General features: G+C 41.9%; 21 protein-coding genes and 1 tRNA gene. 15 read left to right on the forward strand and 7 right to left on the reverse strand.

From position 1 onward, the window contains the following. Positions 1-21 precede the first annotated feature (21 nt). Positions 22-1317: a phosphopyruvate hydratase gene (eno, locus tag AB5062_RS10075; protein WP_005844757.1), complete on the forward strand. Its 1296-nt coding sequence runs from the start codon at positions 22-24 to the stop codon at positions 1315-1317. Between the two features lie 104 nt (positions 1318-1421). On the opposite strand, the gene AB5062_RS10080 is transcribed toward eno, so the two are convergent. From AB5062_RS10080 to AB5062_RS10095, 4 genes are all read right to left on the reverse strand, one after another. Continuing rightward, positions 1422-2990, reverse strand: coding sequence for an ATP-binding protein (locus tag AB5062_RS10080; protein ID WP_016270205.1), 1569 nt, complete (start codon positions 2988-2990; stop codon positions 1422-1424). An 873-nt stretch (positions 2991-3863) separates the two neighbouring features. After that, positions 3864-4004, reverse strand: a complete 141-nt coding sequence (locus tag AB5062_RS10085; protein ID WP_250729985.1) for a hypothetical protein — start codon at positions 4002-4004, stop codon at positions 3864-3866. A gap of 183 nt (positions 4005-4187) precedes the next feature. Beyond that, on the reverse strand, positions 4188-6605 hold the full coding sequence (locus AB5062_RS10090) for a helicase-related protein (protein ID WP_032944861.1): 2418 nt from the start codon (positions 6603-6605) through the stop codon (positions 4188-4190). Positions 6606-6716: 111 nt separating this feature from the next. After that, positions 6717-6790, reverse strand: a tRNA-Thr gene (locus AB5062_RS10095). 259 nt (positions 6791-7049) lie between these two features. Between AB5062_RS10095 and AB5062_RS10100 the strand changes: the two genes are divergently transcribed. The 6 genes from AB5062_RS10100 to AB5062_RS10125 are packed head-to-tail and all read left to right on the forward strand — an operon-like array spanning position 7050 to position 11345. Beyond that, positions 7050-7583 carry a DUF4199 domain-containing protein gene (locus AB5062_RS10100; RefSeq protein WP_005844749.1) on the forward strand — a complete coding sequence of 178 codons (534 nt, stop codon included), beginning with the start codon at positions 7050-7052 and terminating at the stop codon, positions 7581-7583. A gap of 3 nt (positions 7584-7586) precedes the next feature. Further along, positions 7587-8540 carry a glycosyltransferase family 2 protein gene (locus tag AB5062_RS10105; RefSeq protein WP_005844746.1) on the forward strand — a complete coding sequence of 318 codons (954 nt, stop codon included), beginning with the start codon at positions 7587-7589 and terminating at the stop codon, positions 8538-8540. Position 8541: 1 nt separating this feature from the next. Continuing rightward, positions 8542-9090 carry a DUF6452 family protein gene (locus AB5062_RS10110; protein WP_005844744.1) on the forward strand — a complete coding sequence of 183 codons (549 nt, stop codon included), beginning with the start codon at positions 8542-8544 and terminating at the stop codon, positions 9088-9090. Then, positions 9038-9739 (forward strand): DUF6048 family protein, encoded by a 702-nt coding sequence (locus tag AB5062_RS10115; protein WP_008669988.1) that lies wholly within the window; start codon positions 9038-9040, stop codon positions 9737-9739. Before AB5062_RS10110 ends, AB5062_RS10115 begins: the two co-directional genes overlap by 53 nt. A 3-nt stretch (positions 9740-9742) precedes the next feature. After that, positions 9743-10315, forward strand: coding sequence for a manganese efflux pump MntP family protein (locus AB5062_RS10120; RefSeq protein WP_074783116.1), 573 nt, complete (start codon positions 9743-9745; stop codon positions 10313-10315). 13 nt (positions 10316-10328) lie between these two features. Then, entirely contained in the window at positions 10329-11345 is a 1017-nt protein-coding gene (locus tag AB5062_RS10125; protein ID WP_008669987.1) for an FAD:protein FMN transferase, read from the forward strand. A gap of 158 nt (positions 11346-11503) precedes the next feature. On the opposite strand, the gene AB5062_RS10130 is transcribed toward AB5062_RS10125, so the two are convergent. Beyond that, on the reverse strand, positions 11504-12106 hold the full coding sequence (locus tag AB5062_RS10130) for a MarC family protein (RefSeq protein ID WP_117693614.1): 603 nt from the start codon (positions 12104-12106) through the stop codon (positions 11504-11506). 187 nt (positions 12107-12293) lie between these two features. On the opposite strand from AB5062_RS10130, the gene AB5062_RS10135 reads away from it, so the two are divergent. The 6 genes from AB5062_RS10135 to AB5062_RS10160 all read left to right on the forward strand — a co-directional run bounded on the left by AB5062_RS10135 (position 12294) and on the right by AB5062_RS10160 (position 18335). Continuing rightward, a complete protein-coding gene (locus AB5062_RS10135; protein WP_005844724.1) occupies positions 12294-12971 on the forward strand; it encodes a Crp/Fnr family transcriptional regulator in 678 nt (225 codons plus the stop codon). Between the two features lie 157 nt (positions 12972-13128). Then, complete coding sequence (locus tag AB5062_RS10140; RefSeq protein ID WP_368326876.1) at positions 13129-15171, forward strand: M3 family metallopeptidase; 2043 nt, start codon at positions 13129-13131, stop codon at positions 15169-15171. Between the two features lie 13 nt (positions 15172-15184). Further along, a complete protein-coding gene (locus tag AB5062_RS10145) occupies positions 15185-15679 on the forward strand; it encodes a DUF4847 family protein (RefSeq protein ID WP_117693620.1) in 495 nt (164 codons plus the stop codon). A gap of 4 nt (positions 15680-15683) precedes the next feature. Beyond that, complete coding sequence (locus AB5062_RS10150) at positions 15684-16118, forward strand: dCMP deaminase family protein (protein ID WP_005844718.1); 435 nt, start codon at positions 15684-15686, stop codon at positions 16116-16118. A gap of 14 nt (positions 16119-16132) precedes the next feature. Next, positions 16133-17881, forward strand: coding sequence for a S41 family peptidase (locus AB5062_RS10155; RefSeq protein ID WP_005848162.1), 1749 nt, complete (start codon positions 16133-16135; stop codon positions 17879-17881). Then, entirely contained in the window at positions 17856-18335 is a 480-nt protein-coding gene (locus AB5062_RS10160; protein WP_032947321.1) for a 5-formyltetrahydrofolate cyclo-ligase, read from the forward strand. The genes AB5062_RS10155 and AB5062_RS10160 overlap by 26 nt, the downstream gene beginning before the upstream one ends. Before the next feature lie 165 nt (positions 18336-18500). Here AB5062_RS10160 and AB5062_RS10165 read toward each other — a convergent pair whose 3' ends face one another. Further along, positions 18501-18791, reverse strand: coding sequence for a DUF721 domain-containing protein (locus AB5062_RS10165; RefSeq protein ID WP_005847373.1), 291 nt, complete (start codon positions 18789-18791; stop codon positions 18501-18503). Continuing rightward, positions 18788-19903 (reverse strand): DNA replication/repair protein RecF, encoded by a 1116-nt coding sequence (locus AB5062_RS10170; protein ID WP_005847371.1) that lies wholly within the window; start codon positions 19901-19903, stop codon positions 18788-18790. The genes AB5062_RS10165 and AB5062_RS10170 overlap by 4 nt, the downstream gene beginning before the upstream one ends. 152 nt (positions 19904-20055) lie before the next feature. Between AB5062_RS10170 and AB5062_RS10175 the strand changes: the two genes are divergently transcribed. Together AB5062_RS10175 and ribH are read left to right on the forward strand one after the other, a co-directional pair. Continuing rightward, complete coding sequence (locus AB5062_RS10175; RefSeq protein ID WP_005848164.1) at positions 20056-20733, forward strand: tetratricopeptide repeat protein; 678 nt, start codon at positions 20056-20058, stop codon at positions 20731-20733. Positions 20734-20825: 92 nt separating this feature from the next. After that, complete coding sequence (gene ribH, locus AB5062_RS10180) at positions 20826-21332, forward strand: 6,7-dimethyl-8-ribityllumazine synthase (RefSeq protein ID WP_005848165.1); 507 nt, start codon at positions 20826-20828, stop codon at positions 21330-21332. The last annotated feature ends 105 nt before the right edge of the window (positions 21333-21437 follow it).

Below are 21437 nucleotides of genomic sequence, written 5' to 3' on the forward strand. Positions count from 1 at the left end.
ATCTTATAAAATTAGAATTATATGAAAATAGCAGAGATTAAAGGAAGAGAGATTTTGGATTCACGTGGTAACCCCACTGTGGAAGTGGATGTGATATTGGAATCAGGGATTATGGGCCGTGCCTCTGTCCCATCGGGTGCGTCAACCGGTGAACATGAGGCATTGGAGCTACGTGACGGTGACAAGACCCGTTACGGGGGCAAAGGCGTATTAAAAGCTGTAGAAAATATAAATACCCTTATCGCTCCGGCATTGAAAGGAATGGACTCTATGGACCAACGTGGCATTGACAAAGCCATGCTTGATCTGGATGGAACCCCAACTAAATCAAAACTGGGCGCAAATGCTATTTTGGGCGTATCCCTGGCTGTGGCAAAAGCTGCCGCCAACTATCTGGATATCCCTCTTTACAGATACATCGGCGGAACAAATACCTATGTCATGCCCGTCCCGATGATGAACATCATTAACGGAGGCTCGCATAGCGACGCTCCTATCGCTTTTCAAGAATTCATGATTCGTCCTGTCGGCGCAAAGACATTCCGTGAGGCCTTACGGATGGGCGCAGAAGTATTCCATGCTTTGAAAGAGGTGCTGAAAAAACGCGGACTAAGCACAGCCGTAGGAGATGAAGGCGGTTTTGCCCCTGCACTGGATGGCACCGAAGATGCTTTGAATTGTATCCTTGCCGCTATTGAAGCTGCCGGATATGAACCGTTCAAACATATCACCATCGGTCTGGATTGTGCTTCTTCCGAATTTTATCATGACGGCATCTATGACTATACCAAGTTTGAAGGCCCCAAAGGGGAAAAGCGCAGTGCCGCCGAACAGGTTGCCTATCTGGAAAAATTGAGTTGGGACTACCCCATTGATTCGATAGAGGATGGTATGGCAGAAAACGACTGGGAAGGATGGCGCATGCTGACCGAGCGTCTGGGCAACCGCTGCCAGCTGGTAGGTGATGACTTGTTCGTTACCAATGTGAAGTTCCTGGAAAAAGGAATCAGTGAAGGTTGTGCAAACTCTATCCTGGTAAAAGTAAACCAGATCGGTTCGCTGACTGAAACTCTGGATGCTATCGAAATGGCCCAACGTAACGGCTACACCACTGTGACCAGCCACCGCTCCGGTGAAACGGAAGATGCTACCATTGCAGATATCGCCGTAGCCACCAATAGCGGACAGATTAAAACCGGTTCACTGAGCCGTAGCGACCGTATGGCAAAATACAACCAGTTGCTCCGCATTGAAGAAGAATTGGGTAACCGTGCCGTATATGGATATAAAAAAATAGCACGCAATTTTAAAGCGTAAGCGGTTTATATTCCCAATTCCATAAATGAAGACTGCCTCAAGAGGGATCGTGACGATTCCGGCTTGAGGCATTACTTTTGCACTATTATTTAATCTCAACTGGGCTACAACGTTTTTTCCTCCCATTCCTCCACCGTCATGGTTTCCGATGAAAAACTGACACCAATAGCCGTGACTTTGCGCGTGTCTGTCTGATAAGGTGTAGCATATCCTTTGTCCTCTATCTGCTGCAAGGCTTCAGCAGCCGTACCATCCAGTTTAAACTCAAATATATATACATAATCCTTTGTCTCCAATACACAGTCCACTCTTCCTCTTGACTGAGTTTTCTCCACATGCAACAGGCAATATACCCCAAGCAAACGGAGAATCAGATAGAAAGTATATTGAAAATGTTTTTCTGTCGCTTCAACCGTCTTTATCGAGCCATGAGAATCATAAGGTATATCCGCAAGGAAAGAAGTTAAAGCTGAACAAAAAGCCGTAGTTTCCCCTTCCTCAAGTAAAATGACGGCATCTACAATCCAGTTGGAAACTTCAAACTCTTGGGGTTTGAAATAATTGGCTGCCACCATGGTCAGAAATCCCTTTTTCACCTCATTATTTGGAAAGTCCAACAGGTAACGGTTTCTCCGGGAGTCGTATTCCTTGATCGTCAGATAGCCGCTTTGATAAATCATAGGCAGCGGTTTTTCCACATCGGCCTTATAATCGACAAACATCGAAGGATCATAGTAACGCCCAGTCAATTCATCCATCTGCTCGTGGTTATGCCGCAGAAGTTTGATCAAATAAGTAGGAGTACCTGATGCAAACCAATAGTCGCGGATATCGTTCATATCAAAAGCATTGAGCAGGCTGAAAGGATTATAGACACCAAGCAAGCCGCTGCCAAAATGATAGCCATCGTATTGCATTTTGAGTACGTCTTTCATTTCCTCCACTGTATAATTGAACTTTTCAGCCAAATTTGCAATAGGTTCTGCAAAATAATGTTCCAATTCCACCTGAGTCACACCACACAATGCTTCATAATGATTATCCATACTTATATCTTTAGGCTGGTTGAACCCGCTGAACACACTGACTTGCGAAAATTTTGTCACTCCCGTAAGCAACACAAACCTCAAGTATTCATCAGCCCCTTTGAAGGTGGAATAGAAAGCTTTCAAGATTTCGCGGTTGGCATCTTCCAGAGGAGTATCCAATGCATCGAGAATAGGCTTGTCATATTCATCTACCAGCACCACGGCACGACGCCCCGTTTGCTGATAGGCTAGAGAAAGTATTTGTTCGAACCGCTTCCCCATAGGAACCTCACGGGGAGTTTCTCCGTAGATTTTCTCCCAGTTGGCAAGATAATATTCTATGGTAGCTTCCAAGTTTCCTTTTTCCGTAAAGTTAACACCGTTGAAATCTATCTTGAACACAGGATACTGATGCCAGTCTTTCTCCAACTTCGCTATCATCAAGCCGTCAAAAAGTTCCTTGCGCCCCTTGAAATAGGCATCCAACGTGCTTACCAACAAGCTCTTCCCAAAACGACGGGGACGGCTAAGAAAACAAGTTTTGGTCGTCGTTACCAAACGATAAACCAAATCGGTCTTATCCACATAGACCCAATTACCTTCTATTATTTGATCAAAACTCTGTATGCCAATGGGATATTTCATCATTCTCTTTTTCTTAAATGGATTGTTAATGCGAAGATAACGACTTCTCTTCGCATTAACAATAAAAGTGGGAAAACAAATTCATTTCAAGTGAATTTTAAAGACAAGTCCTCCTGAAAAATATTTTCCGTTATTCAGTTCCGCCGATTCTTACAAGGCAGGGACAGTGGGGACAGCAGGGACAGCCCCTTTTTTTCTCACACACGTGCGCGCGATACAATAAGGTGGAAAATGAGTTTCCCAATGACACCAACGAGGAAGAACAACTCACCGAAGGCTCCGAACCTTATTTCCCCCTGCCTGCCTTTCCACAGGATGACATATGGCCGGAGCTGCTAGAGAAAATCATCTCTTACAGTAAAAAAACCAAATAACACAACACACTGCTCCTGGGAGGCCCCCTGCATGCAGACCTTCGTATACGCACCGAGGTGAAAAAGGCGATGAAAACCTACTACCAGGAAAAGGCGGCCCAAACGGTTCACCAAGCAAGGGGTCCGATGAGTGTGGACGGTAGGGGGAACGTATCACAAGAGCTGACCCCGGCTTTATACGCGCGCACGTGTGTGTGAGAAAAAAAGGGGCTGTCCCCACTGTCCCCGTGTCCCCGCTGCCAGTTGCAACTAGTCTGCCTCCACTTGGAGAGCCATGATTCCCCCCGCAATCCGCCAAGGGGTCAAAAGGGGTCGGAAGGGGTCACGCCGCACGGACGTGAAGTTATCTTTGCAGTGTCAGAAGGAACCAGCCGCACCCCGGCACAAGATTACAAAAATCCTGGTACAAGATTCCGCGGATCTTGTACCAAGTTTCACCGGACGCCGCAGCAGTGTGCGCCTTGTTCCTTCCTGACACTTTTCTGATAATAACAACCCTTTAAAAACAAAAACGATGATCAATTATCACAACATTGTCTTCCCGTTCCTCCACCGTCATGGTTGCCGACAAGAGGCTGATTCCAACTTCCGTGACTTTGCGCGTACCAGCCAAATAAAGAGTAGCATTCGTCAAAGTCATTCTCTTCGCATTAACAATAAAAGTTGGAAAACAAATTCATTTCAAGTGAATTTAATGCCCATGTTGTCGGCTATCAAGTAGAGGTTGTGTCAAAACGTTGGCACAACCTCATATACTAACGTGAAATCATACAAGGCAAAATTAATTTCGCCAACGAGTTATATTATACAGCCCTTACAGCTGTCATTCCACAACACAAGAATATTTTTCTTTCAATCCCTCCAAACTCATCCCCGTAAAATAATCCTCTATAAACTCCCATCGCTGCTCATCGCTCAGTTTTGTATTGCCAAAGAACAGCCGGAACAACTCTATCTGTTCCTGGAATATTTTCTCATTATTCTCCAGCACATGGTTCTGATAGTCCCCCGAAGCAGCTTCCTTTTTCAATATCTCCGCATCACGGACACGTACTCCAACAGAAGGAACACCCCCCTCTACGGTAAAGTCCACCACATTGAGCATAGACAACAAGTTGAGCAACATATTGAGATCGGAGAACGGAGTGACATAGAACAACAGCCGGTCTCCTTTCTTTCCTGTGATACGCTGGGCACACAACTTCTGGTAACGGGAAAGCAACAAATCAAAACCACGGGTAACGGTAAACATCAGTTTGTCTTCATCTTTCTTCTTGGCACTGGTGATGTAACTCACACTTCTGCCCTCCTCTACCCTGGACTCCAGTAACGAAGTGATAAAACGCTTGGCAGAAGGAACATCCATATCATACGCCGCAAAAATACTACGCAAATCGTCCTCCTCGAACTTTCCTTTATTACCATACAGACTCACCGTCAACAAATCTTTCAAACTCTTCAAGAGACTTGCCAGCTTGGAGCAGATATCCGCCGCACTCTCTTTTAACAAGACATCATGCTTACCCACAGCTGCCGCACGAACTCCCTCAAAGAGATTTCCATTGTATAAATCGCGCTTAAACTCACGGTATCCCATCTCCGAGAAACAATTCTCCCACAAAGATTCAAAAGCCACCTTATAGACTCCTTCAACCCCTTTCACGGGAACCATGTACTGCTTGTATTTTTTACGGAAAGCGGCATCACCCGTCTTTTCCTGCACATAGCCATCGGAAAACAACGTCTGTGAATTGATTTCAACAGGAGAACCGCCATGCCGGAAACTCAAATCCTCTTCTATCCATAACAAAGCCGTTTTGACGACTTGCTCCAAATCCGATTCATATTCCAGCTTGTTCTTTTTACGAGGCAACTTCACTGCAAATTCAAAATCGGATAAAGACATCTGCATTTCATCACTACAGCCTTTCATCAGATATATTTCCCAAACTTTCTTCAGAATCATCCCCAACTGTTCCTGGGAGATGGCACCCGCAGAATGCAGGCGTTTCATATAATAAAAGTCGCGCTCATTAAAATCCGTCACCGCCACACCCGTAATGTTCTTATCACGGGCAGCACGGCCAATCTCCTGAATATAATCGACAAAGGTGCTGGATGGAGCCACATGATATACACGGTCAATATCGCTGATATCCACCCCCATACCGAAAGCTTTCGTAGCAACGATTATTTTTTTCTCACCCTCCTTAAAAGCTTGTATAATTTCGGCTTTTTGCTCTTTATCCTTTTTACCATAATAAGATGCCACCCAATGCCAGTTAGCCGGATACACCCAGGTCTTCAGTTTCATATCTATACCTCCGGCAAAAGGATAATAAATGATAGTCTTATGCCCGTCCAGAAAATCCTCCACCCGGGCGGCAACAGTACGTTGCTTGGCCTTATCGTAGGTTTCCCCCTCCTCTATGGTCATGGCGGTAATGTCAAAGCCGATATTTTCACGCTTCACCGTGCCCACATACAAGGCACACGGAGCAAGATGCAACGACCGGATGGTATCAAAAATCATATCGTTCCCGCCTTCGGGATTCCACACAGCAGTGGCCGTCAATGCAAAAACAGGGAATACATACCCCAACGCATTCTTTAAAGCTTCCAAATGACGCCCTAGAAACCAATAATCCACCCGGAACTCTTTACCCCAAGTGGTCACGGTATGAGCCTCGTCAACCACTACCAGTCCGATACGGCGTTCACCTACAAAATAACTGATATCATACGCCAACAATAATTCAGGGGAAAGATAAAAAAGATCAACCTCCCCTTCACGGACACGACGATATACTTCGTTCTTTTGTTCAGGTGAAAGATCGGACGAAGCATACGCCACACGTTCATACCCTAGTTCCCGCAACGCCTCAACCTGGTCCACTATCAATGCTTTCAGCGGAGAAACCACAAGAGTAAGAAGCTTATATTCATTACCCAGATAAATAGCAGGGAGCTGAAACAACAATGATTTTCCGGCTCCGGTCGGAGCTGTCAGGAGCAAATTATGAGCAGACGAGTCACCCTTGATCCCTTTTTCGGCTTCCATAATGACCTCCTCAATTAATTGTCCTTGAGACAATTGCAATTTTTCCTTACCTCTGAACAAGTCATCATAAACTTCTAAATTACGGAAATCTTCATATCCGTACACTTCCTGCAAAAGGACTTTTACCGCTTCACGGCATTTAGACGGCAATACTCTTGCCACAATCTGTGACTCTATCATAAAAAAGAACTCTTAAATAACGGTTGTACCAACCTTAAAACTAATATCAACGCAAATATAATAAAAAAAAGCGAGAAGAATGAAGATTTCTTCGTCCTTCTCGCTTTTCCGAGCCTCTTGTCGGATTCGAACCAACGACCCCGAGATTACAAATCACGTGCTCTGGCCAACTGAGCTAAAGAGGCGGGGGTGGGTAAGCTTACTATATCGCGCCGCTACAACCAACTACCTTTGCTGCGATCAAGCCCTGGAGGATTCATCAGGAGCTGGCCGTATAGGACTTACCCATTTTTGTTTTGCGAGTGCAAAGGTAGACATTATTTTCAAAACTACAATACTTTCGAATACTTTTTTTTGATTTTAGCAGAAAAAATACATTTTTCACCCATAACTATAGGACGGATTCCCGTAAAAGAAGTACTTTTGTGCACTTATTAATAAAGAATGACGAATTATAAACCGACTTTGCAGGAATGCGCCATGCGCTATGGTACGGGCATGGGTCTTTTATGGGCCTTCAAATTCATGCTCTTCCCGTTAGGATTGAGAATACCTTTCCTACAATTACTTTTTATAGTCCTGACTATAGGAGTACCCTTTTTAGGATACATATTTGCCAAAAAGTTCAGAGAACGGCATTGTGACGGAAGCATCACTTTTTCACGTGCGTTTCTATTCACTACCTTTATGTATATGTTCGCCTCTCTGTTTGTTGCGGTAGTTCACTACATCTACTTCCGCTATATAGACGGTGGATTCGTATTCGAGGCATACCGTTCCATCTTAAATCAGTTCAAAGAAACTGCCGGAGCCGAACTGACAACCTCACTGAACCAATTCGAAGAAGCGATAGATTTACTGTCGGGACTTACCCCGCTGGAAATGACATTTCAACTGATATCACAAAATATGTTTTACGGGATGCTAATGGCTATCCCTACGGCATTGATCGTGATGCGTAAAAAGAAAAATGAATAAAAGATGGATATATCTGTAGTTATTCCTTTGTATAACGAAGAAGAATCTTTGCCGGAACTATTCGCATGGATTCAACGTGTAATGGATGCCAACCACTTCAGCTATGAAGTAATTTTTGTCAATGACGGCAGCACCGACCACTCCTGGCAAGTGATAGAGAAACTACGCTCGGAGTCGGACAACGTAAAAGGTATCAAATTCCGCCGGAACTACGGCAAGTCCCCTGCCTTGTATTGTGGTTTTGAAAAGGCGCAAGGTGATGTGGTGATTACAATGGATGCCGACTTGCAGGACAGCCCGGACGAAATACCGGAATTATACAGAATGATTACAGAAGATGGCTACGACTTAGTATCGGGATACAAGCAAAAACGCTACGACCCGTTATCAAAAACCATTCCGACCAAACTATTCAACGCCACAGCACGTGCCGTTTCAGGCATCAAGAACCTGCACGACTTCAATTGCGGACTAAAAGCTTATCGTCGTGATGTCGTAAAGAACATCGAAGTATACGGTGAAATGCACCGCTATATCCCCTATCTGGCAAAGAATGCAGGTTTTCCTAAGATAGCCGAGAAGGTAGTACACCATCAGGCACGAAAATTCGGTAAAACAAAATTCGGCGGATTAAACCGTTTCTTCAATGGTTATCTAGACCTCATTACTCTGTGGTTTTTATCCAAATTCGGTATCAAGCCGATGCACTTCTTCGGGTTTATGGGATCATTGATGTTTATTCTTGGTTTCATTTCCGTCATTATCATCGGAGCGAACAAACTATATGCCTTGTCACATGGTTTACCTTATATATTAATTACTGATTCTCCTTACTTCTATCTGGCCCTAACTTTGATGATTTTGGGAACCCAACTGTTTCTGGCTGGATTCATAGGAGAATTGATAGCCCGGAATGCTCCTGAACGCAATAATTATAAAATAGAGAAAGAGTTTTAAAATGAAGAAACTACCAGCCATTATCTTATTGCTCCTGATTACCGTAAGCACCTTGATGCAAAGCTGTGGGGAAAGCGATTGTCCGCTTACCACCAATTCCTTTGCCCATTTCGACTTTCTGGATGCAGAGACACACCAAGCTGTAAAATTCAGTCCGGCTTTTGACGTCACTGGATTTATCACTACCGATGTGATTGTACGTGACACACTGGAAGATGGAACTATTAAGGAAACCGTAGTAAAAGACTCATTGATGAATGACACGATATTCAATAAAGCGGAAAGCAGTATGAGCCTGCCTTTGAGTTATACATCAAAAACTACCTACGTATTGCATTATACGGAAAAGATGCGTGACACTATCACACTCATTCACCAAAATATCCCCTACTTGCAGAATATAGAATGTGGCACCATGATGTTTTATAAAGTGGAAGACATTAAATACACCACCTATAACCTAAAATCTATCGAGATTGTAAATTCGGACATCAATAATGAAGAAAAAAAGAATTTCAACATATATTACGTTGTTAACGCTACTGAGTAGTATGCTGTTGTACAGCCCCACACTGGCGGCACAAGAAAAAAAAACAACCATAGAGGAAGAAAAGGTACCCTTCTATCAGGGAACTACTATCGGTGTAGATATATTTGGCCTGGGAAGCAAAATTTTTGGAGGTGACATTACAAGTACAGAAATCAGCGTGGAGGTCAATTTGAAAAACCGTTATGTCCCCGTAGCTGAAATTGGATATGGAACCACCGACACTACTGATGACGGTACCAATATACATTATAAAGCCTCAGCTCCTTATTTCCGCATAGGCATGAACTACAACTTCTTTTTCAAGAAGCCCTATCTGCCTGGTTTTCTATATGGAGGCATACGTTACGGATTCACCTCTTTTTCATACGATGTAGATGCTCCGACAATGAAGGATCCTACATGGGGATTTCCTGAAATTCCTTTCAGTTATGACGGAATTAAGACCACAGTAACCTGGGCAGAACTGCTGGCTGGAATAAAGGTAAATGTGTACAAGAATTTCTACATGGGATGGTCACTACGTTACCGTATACGCATGAACATAAAAAAGGCGGAACACACCGAACCTTGGTATATTCCCGGTTTTGGAAAAAACAACTCGACTAACTTAGGAGTAACATACAGTTTAATATACAAATTACCATTTTAACCAATGACAACTTTAGAAATATGGCTCCTTGCCATCAGTCTTGCTATGGACTGTTTCACAGTTTCCATAACAAGCGGAATTATCATGCGTCGCATTTGCTGGCGCACTTTTTTTATTATGGCATTCTTCTTCGGCCTTTTCCAGGCTGTCATGCCGCTTATCGGCTGGTTTGCCGCCAGCCGATTCAGTCACCTGATAGAGAATTATGACCATTGGATCGCTTTTGGGTTATTGGCCTTTTTGGGAGGGCGTATGATAAAAGAGAGCTTCAGCAATGAAGACAAACGCTGCTTCGACCCCACTAAATTAAAAGTGGTTGTTACGCTGGCTATAGCAACCAGCATTGATGCTTTGGCCATCGGTATATCATTTGCTTTTGTAGGAATAAACTCTTTCACTTCTATTCTTTCTCCTATTGTCATCATCGGCTTTACCTCTTTTGTTATCTCAACATTAGGAAGTCTGATAGGTGTATTTTGCGGCAAGCGTTTCAACCTGCGCATGGAATTATGGGGAGGTTTGGTTTTGATTATTATCGGCGTTAAAATTTTAATAGAACATTTATTTCTTTCTTAACTAAAATACAGGTATGAATAAAAAAAAATTAGCATGGCAATTGCCGTTTCTAGCAATTCTGATAATAGGAACAATTATTATTCTAAAAAAGCAAGCCCCTTTCCGTACGGATGAAGGCTTTGTATTCGGTACAGTATACAAAATCACCTACCAGTCCGAAGATAATCTGAAAGAAGAAATAGAAACTGAACTGAAGAAAGTGGACAACTCCCTCTCTCCTTTCAATCCGAATTCCGTAATCACCCGCGTAAACCACAATGAAAAGACGGAAGTTGACAGTTTTTTCGTACATGTATTCCATCTCTCAAAGAAAATATCCGATGAAACCCATGGAGCCTTTGATATCACCGTCGCACCTTTGGTAAATGCATGGGGATTCGGATTCAAAAAATCTACAGGAGTGGATTCACTGATAGTGGACAGCTTACGCCAAATGATAGGATATCAAAAAATAGATTTACAGAACAACCGGATTATGAAAAAAGACCCTCGTATAATGCTGGATTGCAGCGCTATAGCCAAGGGATTCGGAGTAGATGCAGTAGCAAGGCTATTGGAACGTAAAGGGATAAAAAACTATATGGTAGATATAGGCGGTGAAGTAGTGGTAAGAGGCAAAAATTCCAAAATGAACGCTTGGCGTATCGGCATAAACAAACCTGTAGATGACTCCTTGTCAGTAAACCAGGAATTACAGACTGTGCTTGCCATTAGTGACGTAGGCATGGCAACATCAGGGAATTATCGTAATTTCTATTACAAAGGTGGAAAGAAATATGCACATACCATAGACCCACGCACCGGATATCCAGTACAACATAGTATCCTGTCCTCCACTGTCATTGCAAAAGATTGCGCCAGTGCCGATGCATACGCCACTGCTTTCATGGTGATGGGACTGGACTCAGCCAAAGCATTTTGTGAAGCACATCCTGAACTGGATGCTTATTTTATTTGCTCAGGCGAAGGAGATAAATATGAAACTTATTTTACAGACGGAATGAAGAAATTCATCATCAACGAGAAATAGACACCAAAGGAGCGTATCAAAATATCAAACAGCTACCATTCAAATGGAATGATACCGGAACTCACCACAGATTAATATCCATTCAACACAAAGCAGTTGGTTTCCAATAAAATATCTATGGTGAGTTCCGACATTATTATCTGCAAAAAAACAGCATATTACTGAGCTTTCTGAAACTGCTCTATCAATAAAGTCAGATTAGCAGTAAATAAACGCGCTGATATTGCCAACAAAATGATTCCAAAAAACTTACGAATAACATAAATTCCACCTTTACCCAAGAAACGTTCGATGCGATCTGTCAACTTCAGCACCACATAAACCCAAACCATATTCAATATCAAGGCTATGACAATGTTGACAGGAGCATACTCCGAACGTAGGGAAAGCAACGTAGTAAACGCTCCCGCACCAGCCAATAACGGAAAAACCAAGGGGACTAAAGTCGCTTCCTTGATAGGACCTTGATTCTTGAATATCTCGATATCCAGAATCATTTCCAAAGACATGAGAAAAATAACAAAAGCACCCGCCACGGCAAACGAAGCAATATCAACTTGAAATAACTTCAGCATCATATCCCCTGCATAAAAGAAACCTATCAATAAAGCAAAAGAAATGCCGGTAGCTTTATTAGCATTGACATTTCTCCCTTTCTGCTTAAGATTCAATATAATAGGAATAGATCCGATAATATCAATGACAGCAAAAAGCACAATAAACGCACTTAAAAATTCTTGAAAATCAAATGATCCAAACATAAACTCCTCCTTTTTTTGAATGCAAATATATTTATTTTTTATACAGTCCGCAAGTATTCTGCTTTTAAACATTAGGAGACGGTAAGAAACAATAAAAAAAATAAAAGTTCTTCCACCTATAAATAATAAATCTCGTTTTATCGTTACCTTTGTATGTTAAACTATAACTTAACGAACAACAGAACTTATGGAAATTACAATGTATGATACACTTTTACAACTCCCTCTCTTCCAGGGATTATGTAAAAATGACTTCACCAATATCATAGGCAAGGTAAAGCTACATTTTCGTAAATACAACGCCGATGATATCATTGTGGAACAAGGTGCACCTTGCACTCAATTAATCTTTCTCTTAAATGGGGAGATAATCTCCCAAACAACCGATAACCGACATTCATACGCCTTATTTGAAACTTTTGGAAGTCCTTTCGTTATAGAGCCCTATTCATTATTCGGCATGCAAACCAACTATACAGCGACTTACAAAGCACGTACAGATATTAACATAGTTACCATAGACAAGTTATTTGTATTGAATGAACTGAACAACTACGAAATCTTCCGCCTTAACTATTTAAATATTCTGAGTAATAGAGCACAAGTGGCATACGAAAAATTATGGAACAGCCACATAGGTAATACAGAAGAAAAAATACTGAATTTTTTAGTGCTGCGCTCCATGAAGCCCGAAGGAAAAAAAATCCTTAAAATCAAAATGGAGGATTTGGCGAGTTTGATTGATGAGACACGAATCAATGTGTCAAAAGTGCTGAATGATTTACAGGAACAGGGATTGGTACAACTCAGCAGAAAGGAAATCTCCATTCCGGCGTTGGAAAAACTGACTGAAAAGAATAAATAATCAGGTAAAACCCCATAAAAATGAAAAGCATAGGCATTTCTGCTTGTGCTTTTTTATTTTTAACCTAACTATTTAATATACTTTGTTAAATAAGTAAATAGAATGAGGATAGTGATGCTTTTTTTTAGCAAATTTGTAAGTCAAATAAAATAGTGCTATGACTGAAAATAAAAATCCATTTTTAAAACCCTATAACACCCCTCATGACACGGCTCCGTTCCATCTTATCAAGATAGAACATTATGAACCTGCCTTGTTGGAAGGAATGAAAGAACAAAATGAGGAAATTGATGCAATTGTCAATAATCCCGAAACACCGACTTTCCAAAATACCATTGTTGCTTTGGAAAAATCAGGTGCGTTGCTAGACCGCGTAACTACTGTTTTCGGCAATTTGATGAGTGCCGAGACCAGTGACGAGATGCAGGAATTGGCAGAAAAAATGATGCCCGTACTGTCCGAACACAGCAACAACATCAGTCTGAATGAAAAACTTTTTGCTCGTATAAAAGCCGTATACGAACAAAAAGACCAGTTACAACTGAAAGGTGAAGACGCCCAACTGCTGCAAAAGACATACGATGGTTTTGTAAGAAGCGGTGCCAACCTGACCGGTGAGGCAAAAGAAAAGTTCCGCCAACTGAATACCGAATTAAGCATATTGACCTTACGTTTTTCTCAGAATCTGTTGAAAGAAACAAATAACTACGAATTGGCTTTGACGGAAAAACAATTGGAAGGATTACCCGAAAGTTCATTGGAAAGTTATGCTCAAACAGCAAAGGATAAGGGAAAAGAAGGCAGCATCATTACATTGGATGCTCCCAGTTTTGTTCCTTTCATGAAATATTGTGATGACCGTTCACTGCGCAGAGAAGTCTATATGGCTTATAATACCCAATGTACACACAATAACGAATACAACAATGTGGACATCATCAAGCAATTGGTAAACATTCGCATGGAACTGGCTCATTTACTAGGCTTCTCCACTTTTGCCGAGTATAAACTGAAAAAGCGCATGGCCGAAACGAGTGATGCCGTATACAAACTGCTCAACCAATTACTGGATGCCTATACCCCTGCCGCCCTAAAGGAAGTGGCAGAAGTTGAAGCATTGGCACGCGAAATGGAAGGCAATGATTTCCAGCTGATGCCATGGGATTGGGCCTATTATTCAGAAAAGCTGAAAAATAAGAAATTCAATCTGAATGAAGAAGAGCTGCGTCCTTATTTTGAGCTGAGCCAAGTAGAGAAAGGTGTATTCGGTCTGGCTACCCGTCTGTATGGCATCACATTTAAAGAAAATAAAGAAATTCCGGTCTATCATCCCGATGTAAAAGCTTATGAAGTATTCGACAAAGACGGAAGTTTCCTGGCTGTACTTTATACAGATTTCCACCCCCGTGCCGGAAAACGTTCGGGCGCATGGATGACCAGCTATAAGGAGCAGTGGATAGAAAACGGAGTCAACAGCCGTCCCCACGTATCCGTTACCATGAACTTCACCAAGCCATCGGCTGGGAAACCGGCATTGCTGACTTTCTCAGAAGTAAACACTTTTCTACACGAATTCGGACACGCCTTGCACGGAATGTTTGCCAATACCACCTATTCAACCATGAGTGGTACCAGCGTATATTGGGATTTTGTGGAGCTTCCATCACAAATTATGGAAAATTTCGCCACAGAAAAAGAATTTCTCAATACATTCGCCAGACATTATCAGACGGGAGAACCCATTCCTGCCGAACTGATCCAAAAGATTGTAGATGCATCCAATTTCAATGTGGCCTATGCCTGCCTGCGTCAAGTAAGTTTCGGCTTGCTGGATATGGCATGGTACACCCGCCGGGAAACATTTGACGGAGATGTCCGCGCTTATGAAAAAGAAGCATGGAAAAAAGCGCAAGTACTGCTCGGAGTGGAAGACACCTGCATGTCCGTACAGTTCTCACATATTATGGCGGGGGGATATTCTGCCGGATACTACAGTTATAAATGGGCGGAAGTACTGGATGCGGATGCCTTCTCCTTATTCAAGGAAAAAGGAATCTTCAACCAGGAAGTCGCTGCTTCTTTTCGGGAGTATATTCTCTCGAAAGGAGGAACGGAACATCCGATGACCCTTTACAAACGCTTCCGTGGACAAGAACCCAGTATCCATGCCTTGCTGAAAAGAAATGGAATCATCAACTAAAAAACCAAACAATATGAAACTAAAGTCTATTCTTTATATACTAATGCTACTCCCTTTCTTATGGAGTTGCAACAATGAAGACGATGTAGAGGAAATCTTTGCAAGCGGCACATGGCATGTAGTGGATTTCTATGGTAAAGCAAATTGGGACAAACGGAAAGGAGAGCCCAAATACAATGCAATGGCACGCAATCCGGATAAGGCTATCGCAACCGAAGGAAGAAAAGCCTTGGATATCATTCATGGTTTCAACATCACTTTCAAAGCGGATGGTACTTTTACAGGAAGCATACAAAATGGAACCATTGAAGGCACATGGCAAGCGGACGGAAAAGACCGGACAGTAAACATAAACTTTACCAAGACTCCGCCTTCAACAAGCTATAACAACGAGTTCATAGAAGCATTGAATAATGCAATATTTTATCAAGGTGACAGCAATGTTTTATTGCTAGCTCCCGAAGGGAAAAAAACTTATATTCAATTTGCACATAATAAGCAAGACTGAAATAATGGAAACGAAAGAAGAGAAACAACTCAAACTCGACAAACGATACATCCGCATGGCTAGTATTTGGGCGGAAAATTCATACTGTGAACGCCGTCAGGTAGGAGCATTGATCGTAAAAGACAAGATGATCATCTCCGACGGATATAACGGAACTCCTGCAGGATTCGAAAATGTATGCGAAGATGACAACGGAGTCACCAAGCCTTACGTACTACACGCCGAAGCGAATGCTATCACCAAAATAGCACGAAGCAACAACAGCAGCGACGGAGCAACCATGTACGTCACCGCATCTCCTTGCATAGAATGTGCCAAACTCATCATCCAAGCAGGAATCAAACGTGTAGTTTACTCAGAAAAATACCGTTTGGAAGACGGGCTTGATTTATTGAAACGCGCAAATATTGAAGTAATCTATATCAATCCCAATGAATAATAGCAAATAAAGATATGAGCAAAAATCGAACATCCCGTTTTATGCCGGTAATCGTTGCAGTAAGCATCGTAACCGGAATATTGATTGGAACTTTTTACGCCAACCACTTTTCAGGAAACAAATTAGGTATCATTAATACTTCATCCAACAAACTGAATGCATTGTTGCGTATCATTGACGACCAATATGTAGATACAGTGAACATGGGTGAACTGGTGGAAGATGCTATGCCGCAAATTCTAGGTGAGCTGGACCCCCACTCTTCTTATATTCCGGCAAAAGACCTGGAAGCTGTAAATTCTGATTTAAAAGGAAGTTTCAGCGGAATCGGTATCCAGTTTACCATCCAGCAAGATACCATCCATGTAAACAATGTCATCCAAGGCGGACCATCAGAAAAAGTGGGTCTGATGGCAGGAGACCGCATCATAGAAGTGGATGACAGTGCCTTTGTAGGAAAAATTGTCACCAACTATGAATCCATGAAAAGACTGAAAGGTCCCAAAGGCAGTGAGGTAAAACTTGGCGTTTTTCGTCCGGGAGAAAAAGAAACTTTACATTTCACCATTGTTCGTGGTGACATACCGGTAAAGAGTGTAGATGCCGCCTATATGCTGAATGACAAATTCGGTTACATAAAAGTAAACAAATTCGGTGAAACGACTTATCCCGAATTATTGATTTCATTAGCCAAGCTAAATCAGGCAAACTGCGAAGGAGTGGTCATCGACTTACGCGGTAACACCGGTGGATATATGGGTGCAGCAATTCAGATGGTAAACGAATTCTTACCCAAAAACAGACTCATCGTTTATACACAGGGACGCAAGTCTCCACGCGAGAACTATACATCCAACGGAACCGGAAGCAGCCAGAAAATGCCCATTGTCGTATTGATGGACGAAGGTTCGGCTTCTGCCAGCGAAATTTTTGCCGGAGCTATCCAAGACAATGACCGGGGGACAATCATCGGGCGCCGCTCTTTCGGAAAAGGGCTGGTACAACAACCTATCGACTTCAGCGATGGTTCAGCCATCCGTCTGACAATTGCCCGTTACTATACTCCGTCAGGACGCTGCATACAGAAACCGTATGTAAAAGGTAATGACGCAAATTATGAAATGGATATCCTGACCCGTTACGAACACGGAGAATTTTTCTCACAAGACAGTATCAAGCAGGATCAAAGCCAAATCTTTGAAACTTCTTTAGGCCGTCCTGTATATGGAGGTGGAGGTATTATGCCCGATATCTTTGTACCACAGGATACTACCGGCATGACTTCCTATTATCGCATGGCTGTTAATCGCGGACTGACCATCCAGTTTGCTTTCCAGTATACGGACAACCACCGTGCCGAAATGCAAAAATATGAAACAGAGGAAAGCCTGCTGCAATATTTGAAGCATCAGAATATTTTGGAACAATTCGCCCGTTTCGCTGAGAACAAAGGGCTAAAACGTCGCAACATATTGATGTATAAATCACAGAAACTGTTTGAAACAAATTTATACGGAAACATCATTTATAACATGCTGGGCATGGAAGCTTATATAGAATACTTGAACAAGAGCGACAAGACTGTCCTCAAAGCATTGGAAGTATTGGATAAAGGTGAATCATTTCCCAAAGCTCCCGAACAACCCATAGAACCGAAAGTAAGCGATGAAGGAACTAAAAAAACAACTGCGCAAGCAGATAGCGCAAGAAAAGCGCCGTCACGGCATCACCGAATTAATAACGAAGTCCGCTGCTTTGCTTGAGAAACTGGAACAGCATCCCAAGTTTGCATCGGCCCGTACCGTTTTGCTCTATTATTCATTGGATGATGAAGTACAGACACATGACTTCGTTGAAAAATGGCACCGGCAGAAAACAGTTTTGCTGCCGGTAGTCAAAGGAGATGAGTTGGAACTTCGTATTTATACAGGCAGGCAAAACCTGAAAACCGGTGAGGCTTATCACATAGAGGAACCGACGGGAGAAGCATTTACAGCGTATGAGAAGATAGACCTCGCCATTATACCGGGTGTTTCTTTTGATGCCCGAGGCAACCGGTTGGGAAGAGGAAAAGGATATTATGACAAATTACTGCCTCTTCTTCATTCCTATAATATAGGTATATGTTATAATTTTCAAGTAAACGAAAAGCTGCCTGTCGAACCTTTCGACCGGAGAATGGATGAAGTCTGGACTGAGAATGGAATATTGAAATAGAATCTATCGTGATACGGACTGTTCCATAAGCTACTCTTACACATTACACTTCTTCAAGTGCGGACTTTACGAGAAAGATAAGAAAAATCCGTCAAAATCCGCACCTGACAAGAAGTATTGCAGGAAACTTCGGGGATACCAAAGAAACAGCAGAAGACCATCCTGTCAACGGAAAATAATATTGACTATCACTTGTGCGCCGACCTGCTTATTCAGATTTTTCACCAATAAATCACGCCCCATCATCAACTCTTGACGAAGCACGGATGAAGTGAGATGTACATAAAGAATTTGATTCTTAATATAAAGATTACTCGTATATTTAGTAATGGCAGGTCCCACCACATCTTTCCATGCCTGTATCAGACGATACTCGTTCAGTGGCGCCTCCAAAGCATTCTGCCGGAAGAATTTCCGAATCATTTCCCCTATTTGTTCCGCATCATTACGTTTCATTCAGCCATTTCCTTTCTTTCTGTCACTTCTCCATCTTCTACAGCAAAGACTTTGTATTCTCTTTCTATCTTCTTCAATATTTTATCCAAATGATCCCGATTGGTATCCGTAATGAAAATCTGCCCGAAACGATCTCCGGCTACCAGTTTTACAATCTGTTCCACACGAAAAGCATCCAGTTTATCAAAAATATCATCCAACAACAATAAAGGAGTAGTATTGCCGCCCGTTTTCTTCAAAAAGTCAAACTGAGCTAATTTCAAGGCGATAAGATAAGTTTTGTTTTGTCCTTGTGACCCCTCCCGCTTTATCGGAAAATCCCCCAACTGCATAATCAAGTCATCTTTATGAACTCCCTTCAACGAATATCCCATTACACGGTCGCGCCGACGGCTCTCCTTGATAATATCCAGCAATCCCCCACTCATAGCATGAGATTCATACGCCAGATTCACTTTCTCTTTATCTTGAGAGATATAAGAATAAAAAGACTGGAAAGTAGGTATAAACTCAGCAATAAACTCACTACGCTTCTTAAAGACGACCTCACCCGCAGATGCCATCATCTCCTCCCATACCAGCATTAATTCCTCATCGAATTCCTGTTCCGATTTCAACAAAGCATTACGCTGCGTCAATGCTTTATTATAACGTATCAGCGCATCCAAATATTCCTTATCATATTGCGATATCACCACATCCATAAAACGACGGCGCCCGTCACTACCTCCTGCAATCAACTCCGCATCAGCAGGAGACACCATTACAAGGGGAATAAAGCCAATATGATCCGATAAACGGTTATATTCCTTTTTATTCCGCTTGAATTGCTTTTTCTGACGACGTTTCAATCCACAATATACCTCTTCCGGCTCACCTTGGTCTGTTTCATAGAAACCCTGAATTACAAAGAATTCTCCTTCATGACGGATATTTTGCGAATCAATAGGATTAGTGGCACTCTTACAAAAAGAAAGATAATAAACCGCATCCAGCAAATTTGTCTTCCCCATACCGTTTTGTCCGATAAAACAATTCATCTTCGGCGAGAATTCCAATTCCGCCTGCTCCAGGTTTTTATAATTCAATATCGAGATGCGTTTCAGTATCATAGAACTTCTATTTAATTGAGGATACAAAATTAGAGATAAAAACGGGAAAAACTAAAAAAATATGCCCGTAAATTTCATTAATACATAGAAATGAACTACTTTTGCTGACCGAAAAAGAATATCCGAAAAATAATAAAAAAGTAAATATAAAAATGGCAGAACAAAAACACACTCAGGACCCATTAGATATGGAAGAAGCACTGAGTACCTCAGAAGCATTCCTTATCAAGTACAAAGGAAGAATCCTTGGAACTATTGCAGCAGTAGTGATTATCATAGCTGGTTTCATGGGATATAAGCATTTTATTTCTGACCCCAATGAAGTAAAAGCATCAGAAGCTTTATTTAAAGGAGAACAATATTTCGGAGCTGATAACTTTGAAACCGCATTGAATGGTGACAGTATCGGTTACAAGGGTTTTCTGAAAGTAGCAGATGAATTCAGTGGAACCGCTGCTGGTAATTTGGCCAATGCTTATGCAGGTATCTGCTATGCACAGTTGGGTAAATATGAAGATGCAGTGAAATATCTGGATAAATTCAGCGCTAAAGACCAGCTGGTGAGCCCTGCCATTTTGGGAACTATCGGTAACTGTTATGCTGAAATGGGACAATTGGACAAAGCTGCAGGAACTTTGCTGAAAGCAGCGGATAAAGCAGACAGCCAGGCATTGAGTCCTATCTATTTGATCCAAGCTGGTCAATTGTTCGAAAAGTTGGGCAAGAATAGTGAAGCTGTTAAAGCATACACTTTGGTGAAAGAAAAATACTTCAATTCTTACCAGTCAATGGACATTGATAAGTACATCGAACGTGCATCCATCAAATAAGAAAAGAATATACCTTAATGATATAAAGAGGTTGTCTGCACCTGTGTACAGATAACCTCTTTCTTTTATTAAACCACTAAAACTAAAAAACAATGGCAACAGCGTATCATAACTTATCTGATTACGATTTCAATTCAGTTCCTAATGCAGAAAATATGCGTTTCGGTATCGTAGTATCCGAATGGAACAATAACATTACCGGCCCCCTATTGGAAGGAGCCATAAGTACCTTGAAGAAACATGGCGCAAAAGATAAAAATATTTTAGTACAAACAGTACCCGGCAGTTTTGAACTGACTTTCGGTTCTGCACAAATGATAAAAAGTGGAAAAGTAGATGCAGTGATTGCAATAGGCTGCGTAGTTCGTGGCGATACTCCGCACTTTGATTATGTATGTGCCGGTACCACTCAAGGTATTGCCCAACTGAATGCCGAAGGAGATATTCCTGTAATCTATGGTTTGATTACTACCAATACTATGCAACAAGCAGAAGACCGTGCCGGTGGAAGATTAGGAAATAAAGGGGATGAATGTGCAATAACTGCCATCAAAATGCTCGATTTTAAAGAGAAATTGCAAAAAACGCAGATTTTTTGAAAAAAAGTTCTTGTATAATTTGCATATTCAAAAAAAAGCCGTACCTTTGCATCGCAATTGAGAAACAAACCTACTCAATGAGAGAATTGAGATAGACTCTTAAAA

The sequence above is a fragment of the Phocaeicola sp. RTP21359st1_B8_RTP21360_211022 genome (genome assembly GCF_040911965.1).
Classification (GTDB): Bacteria; Bacteroidota; Bacteroidia; order Bacteroidales; family Bacteroidaceae; genus Phocaeicola; species Phocaeicola vulgatus.

What these genes read in the sequence shown, in the direction of transcription:
- eno (WP_005844757.1), top strand. Translation starts at nt 22, where the DNA reads ATGAAAATAGCAGAGATTAAAGGAAGAGAGATTTTGGATTCACGTGGT.
- AB5062_RS10080 (WP_016270205.1), bottom strand. Translation starts at nt 2,990, where the DNA reads ATGAAATATCCCATTGGCATACAGAGTTTTGATCAAATAATAGAAGGT.
- AB5062_RS10085 (WP_250729985.1), bottom strand. Translation starts at nt 4,004, where the DNA reads ATGACTTTGACGAATGCTACTCTTTATTTGGCTGGTACGCGCAAAGTC.
- AB5062_RS10090 (WP_032944861.1), bottom strand. Translation starts at nt 6,605, where the DNA reads ATGATAGAGTCACAGATTGTGGCAAGAGTATTGCCGTCTAAATGCCGT.
- AB5062_RS10100 (WP_005844749.1), top strand. Translation starts at nt 7,050, where the DNA reads ATGACGAATTATAAACCGACTTTGCAGGAATGCGCCATGCGCTATGGT.
- AB5062_RS10105 (WP_005844746.1), top strand. Translation starts at nt 7,587, where the DNA reads ATGGATATATCTGTAGTTATTCCTTTGTATAACGAAGAAGAATCTTTG.
- AB5062_RS10110 (WP_005844744.1), top strand. Translation starts at nt 8,542, where the DNA reads ATGAAGAAACTACCAGCCATTATCTTATTGCTCCTGATTACCGTAAGC.
- AB5062_RS10115 (WP_008669988.1), top strand. Translation starts at nt 9,038, where the DNA reads ATGAAGAAAAAAAGAATTTCAACATATATTACGTTGTTAACGCTACTG.
- AB5062_RS10120 (WP_074783116.1), top strand. Translation starts at nt 9,743, where the DNA reads ATGACAACTTTAGAAATATGGCTCCTTGCCATCAGTCTTGCTATGGAC.
- AB5062_RS10125 (WP_008669987.1), top strand. Translation starts at nt 10,329, where the DNA reads ATGAATAAAAAAAAATTAGCATGGCAATTGCCGTTTCTAGCAATTCTG.
- AB5062_RS10130 (WP_117693614.1), bottom strand. Translation starts at nt 12,106, where the DNA reads ATGTTTGGATCATTTGATTTTCAAGAATTTTTAAGTGCGTTTATTGTG.
- AB5062_RS10135 (WP_005844724.1), top strand. Translation starts at nt 12,294, where the DNA reads ATGGAAATTACAATGTATGATACACTTTTACAACTCCCTCTCTTCCAG.
- AB5062_RS10140 (WP_368326876.1), top strand. Translation starts at nt 13,129, where the DNA reads ATGACTGAAAATAAAAATCCATTTTTAAAACCCTATAACACCCCTCAT.
- AB5062_RS10145 (WP_117693620.1), top strand. Translation starts at nt 15,185, where the DNA reads ATGAAACTAAAGTCTATTCTTTATATACTAATGCTACTCCCTTTCTTA.
- AB5062_RS10150 (WP_005844718.1), top strand. Translation starts at nt 15,684, where the DNA reads ATGGAAACGAAAGAAGAGAAACAACTCAAACTCGACAAACGATACATC.
- AB5062_RS10155 (WP_005848162.1), top strand. Translation starts at nt 16,133, where the DNA reads ATGAGCAAAAATCGAACATCCCGTTTTATGCCGGTAATCGTTGCAGTA.
- AB5062_RS10165 (WP_005847373.1), bottom strand. Translation starts at nt 18,791, where the DNA reads ATGAAACGTAATGATGCGGAACAAATAGGGGAAATGATTCGGAAATTC.
- AB5062_RS10170 (WP_005847371.1), bottom strand. Translation starts at nt 19,903, where the DNA reads ATGATACTGAAACGCATCTCGATATTGAATTATAAAAACCTGGAGCAG.
- AB5062_RS10175 (WP_005848164.1), top strand. Translation starts at nt 20,056, where the DNA reads ATGGCAGAACAAAAACACACTCAGGACCCATTAGATATGGAAGAAGCA.
- ribH (WP_005848165.1), top strand. Translation starts at nt 20,826, where the DNA reads ATGGCAACAGCGTATCATAACTTATCTGATTACGATTTCAATTCAGTT.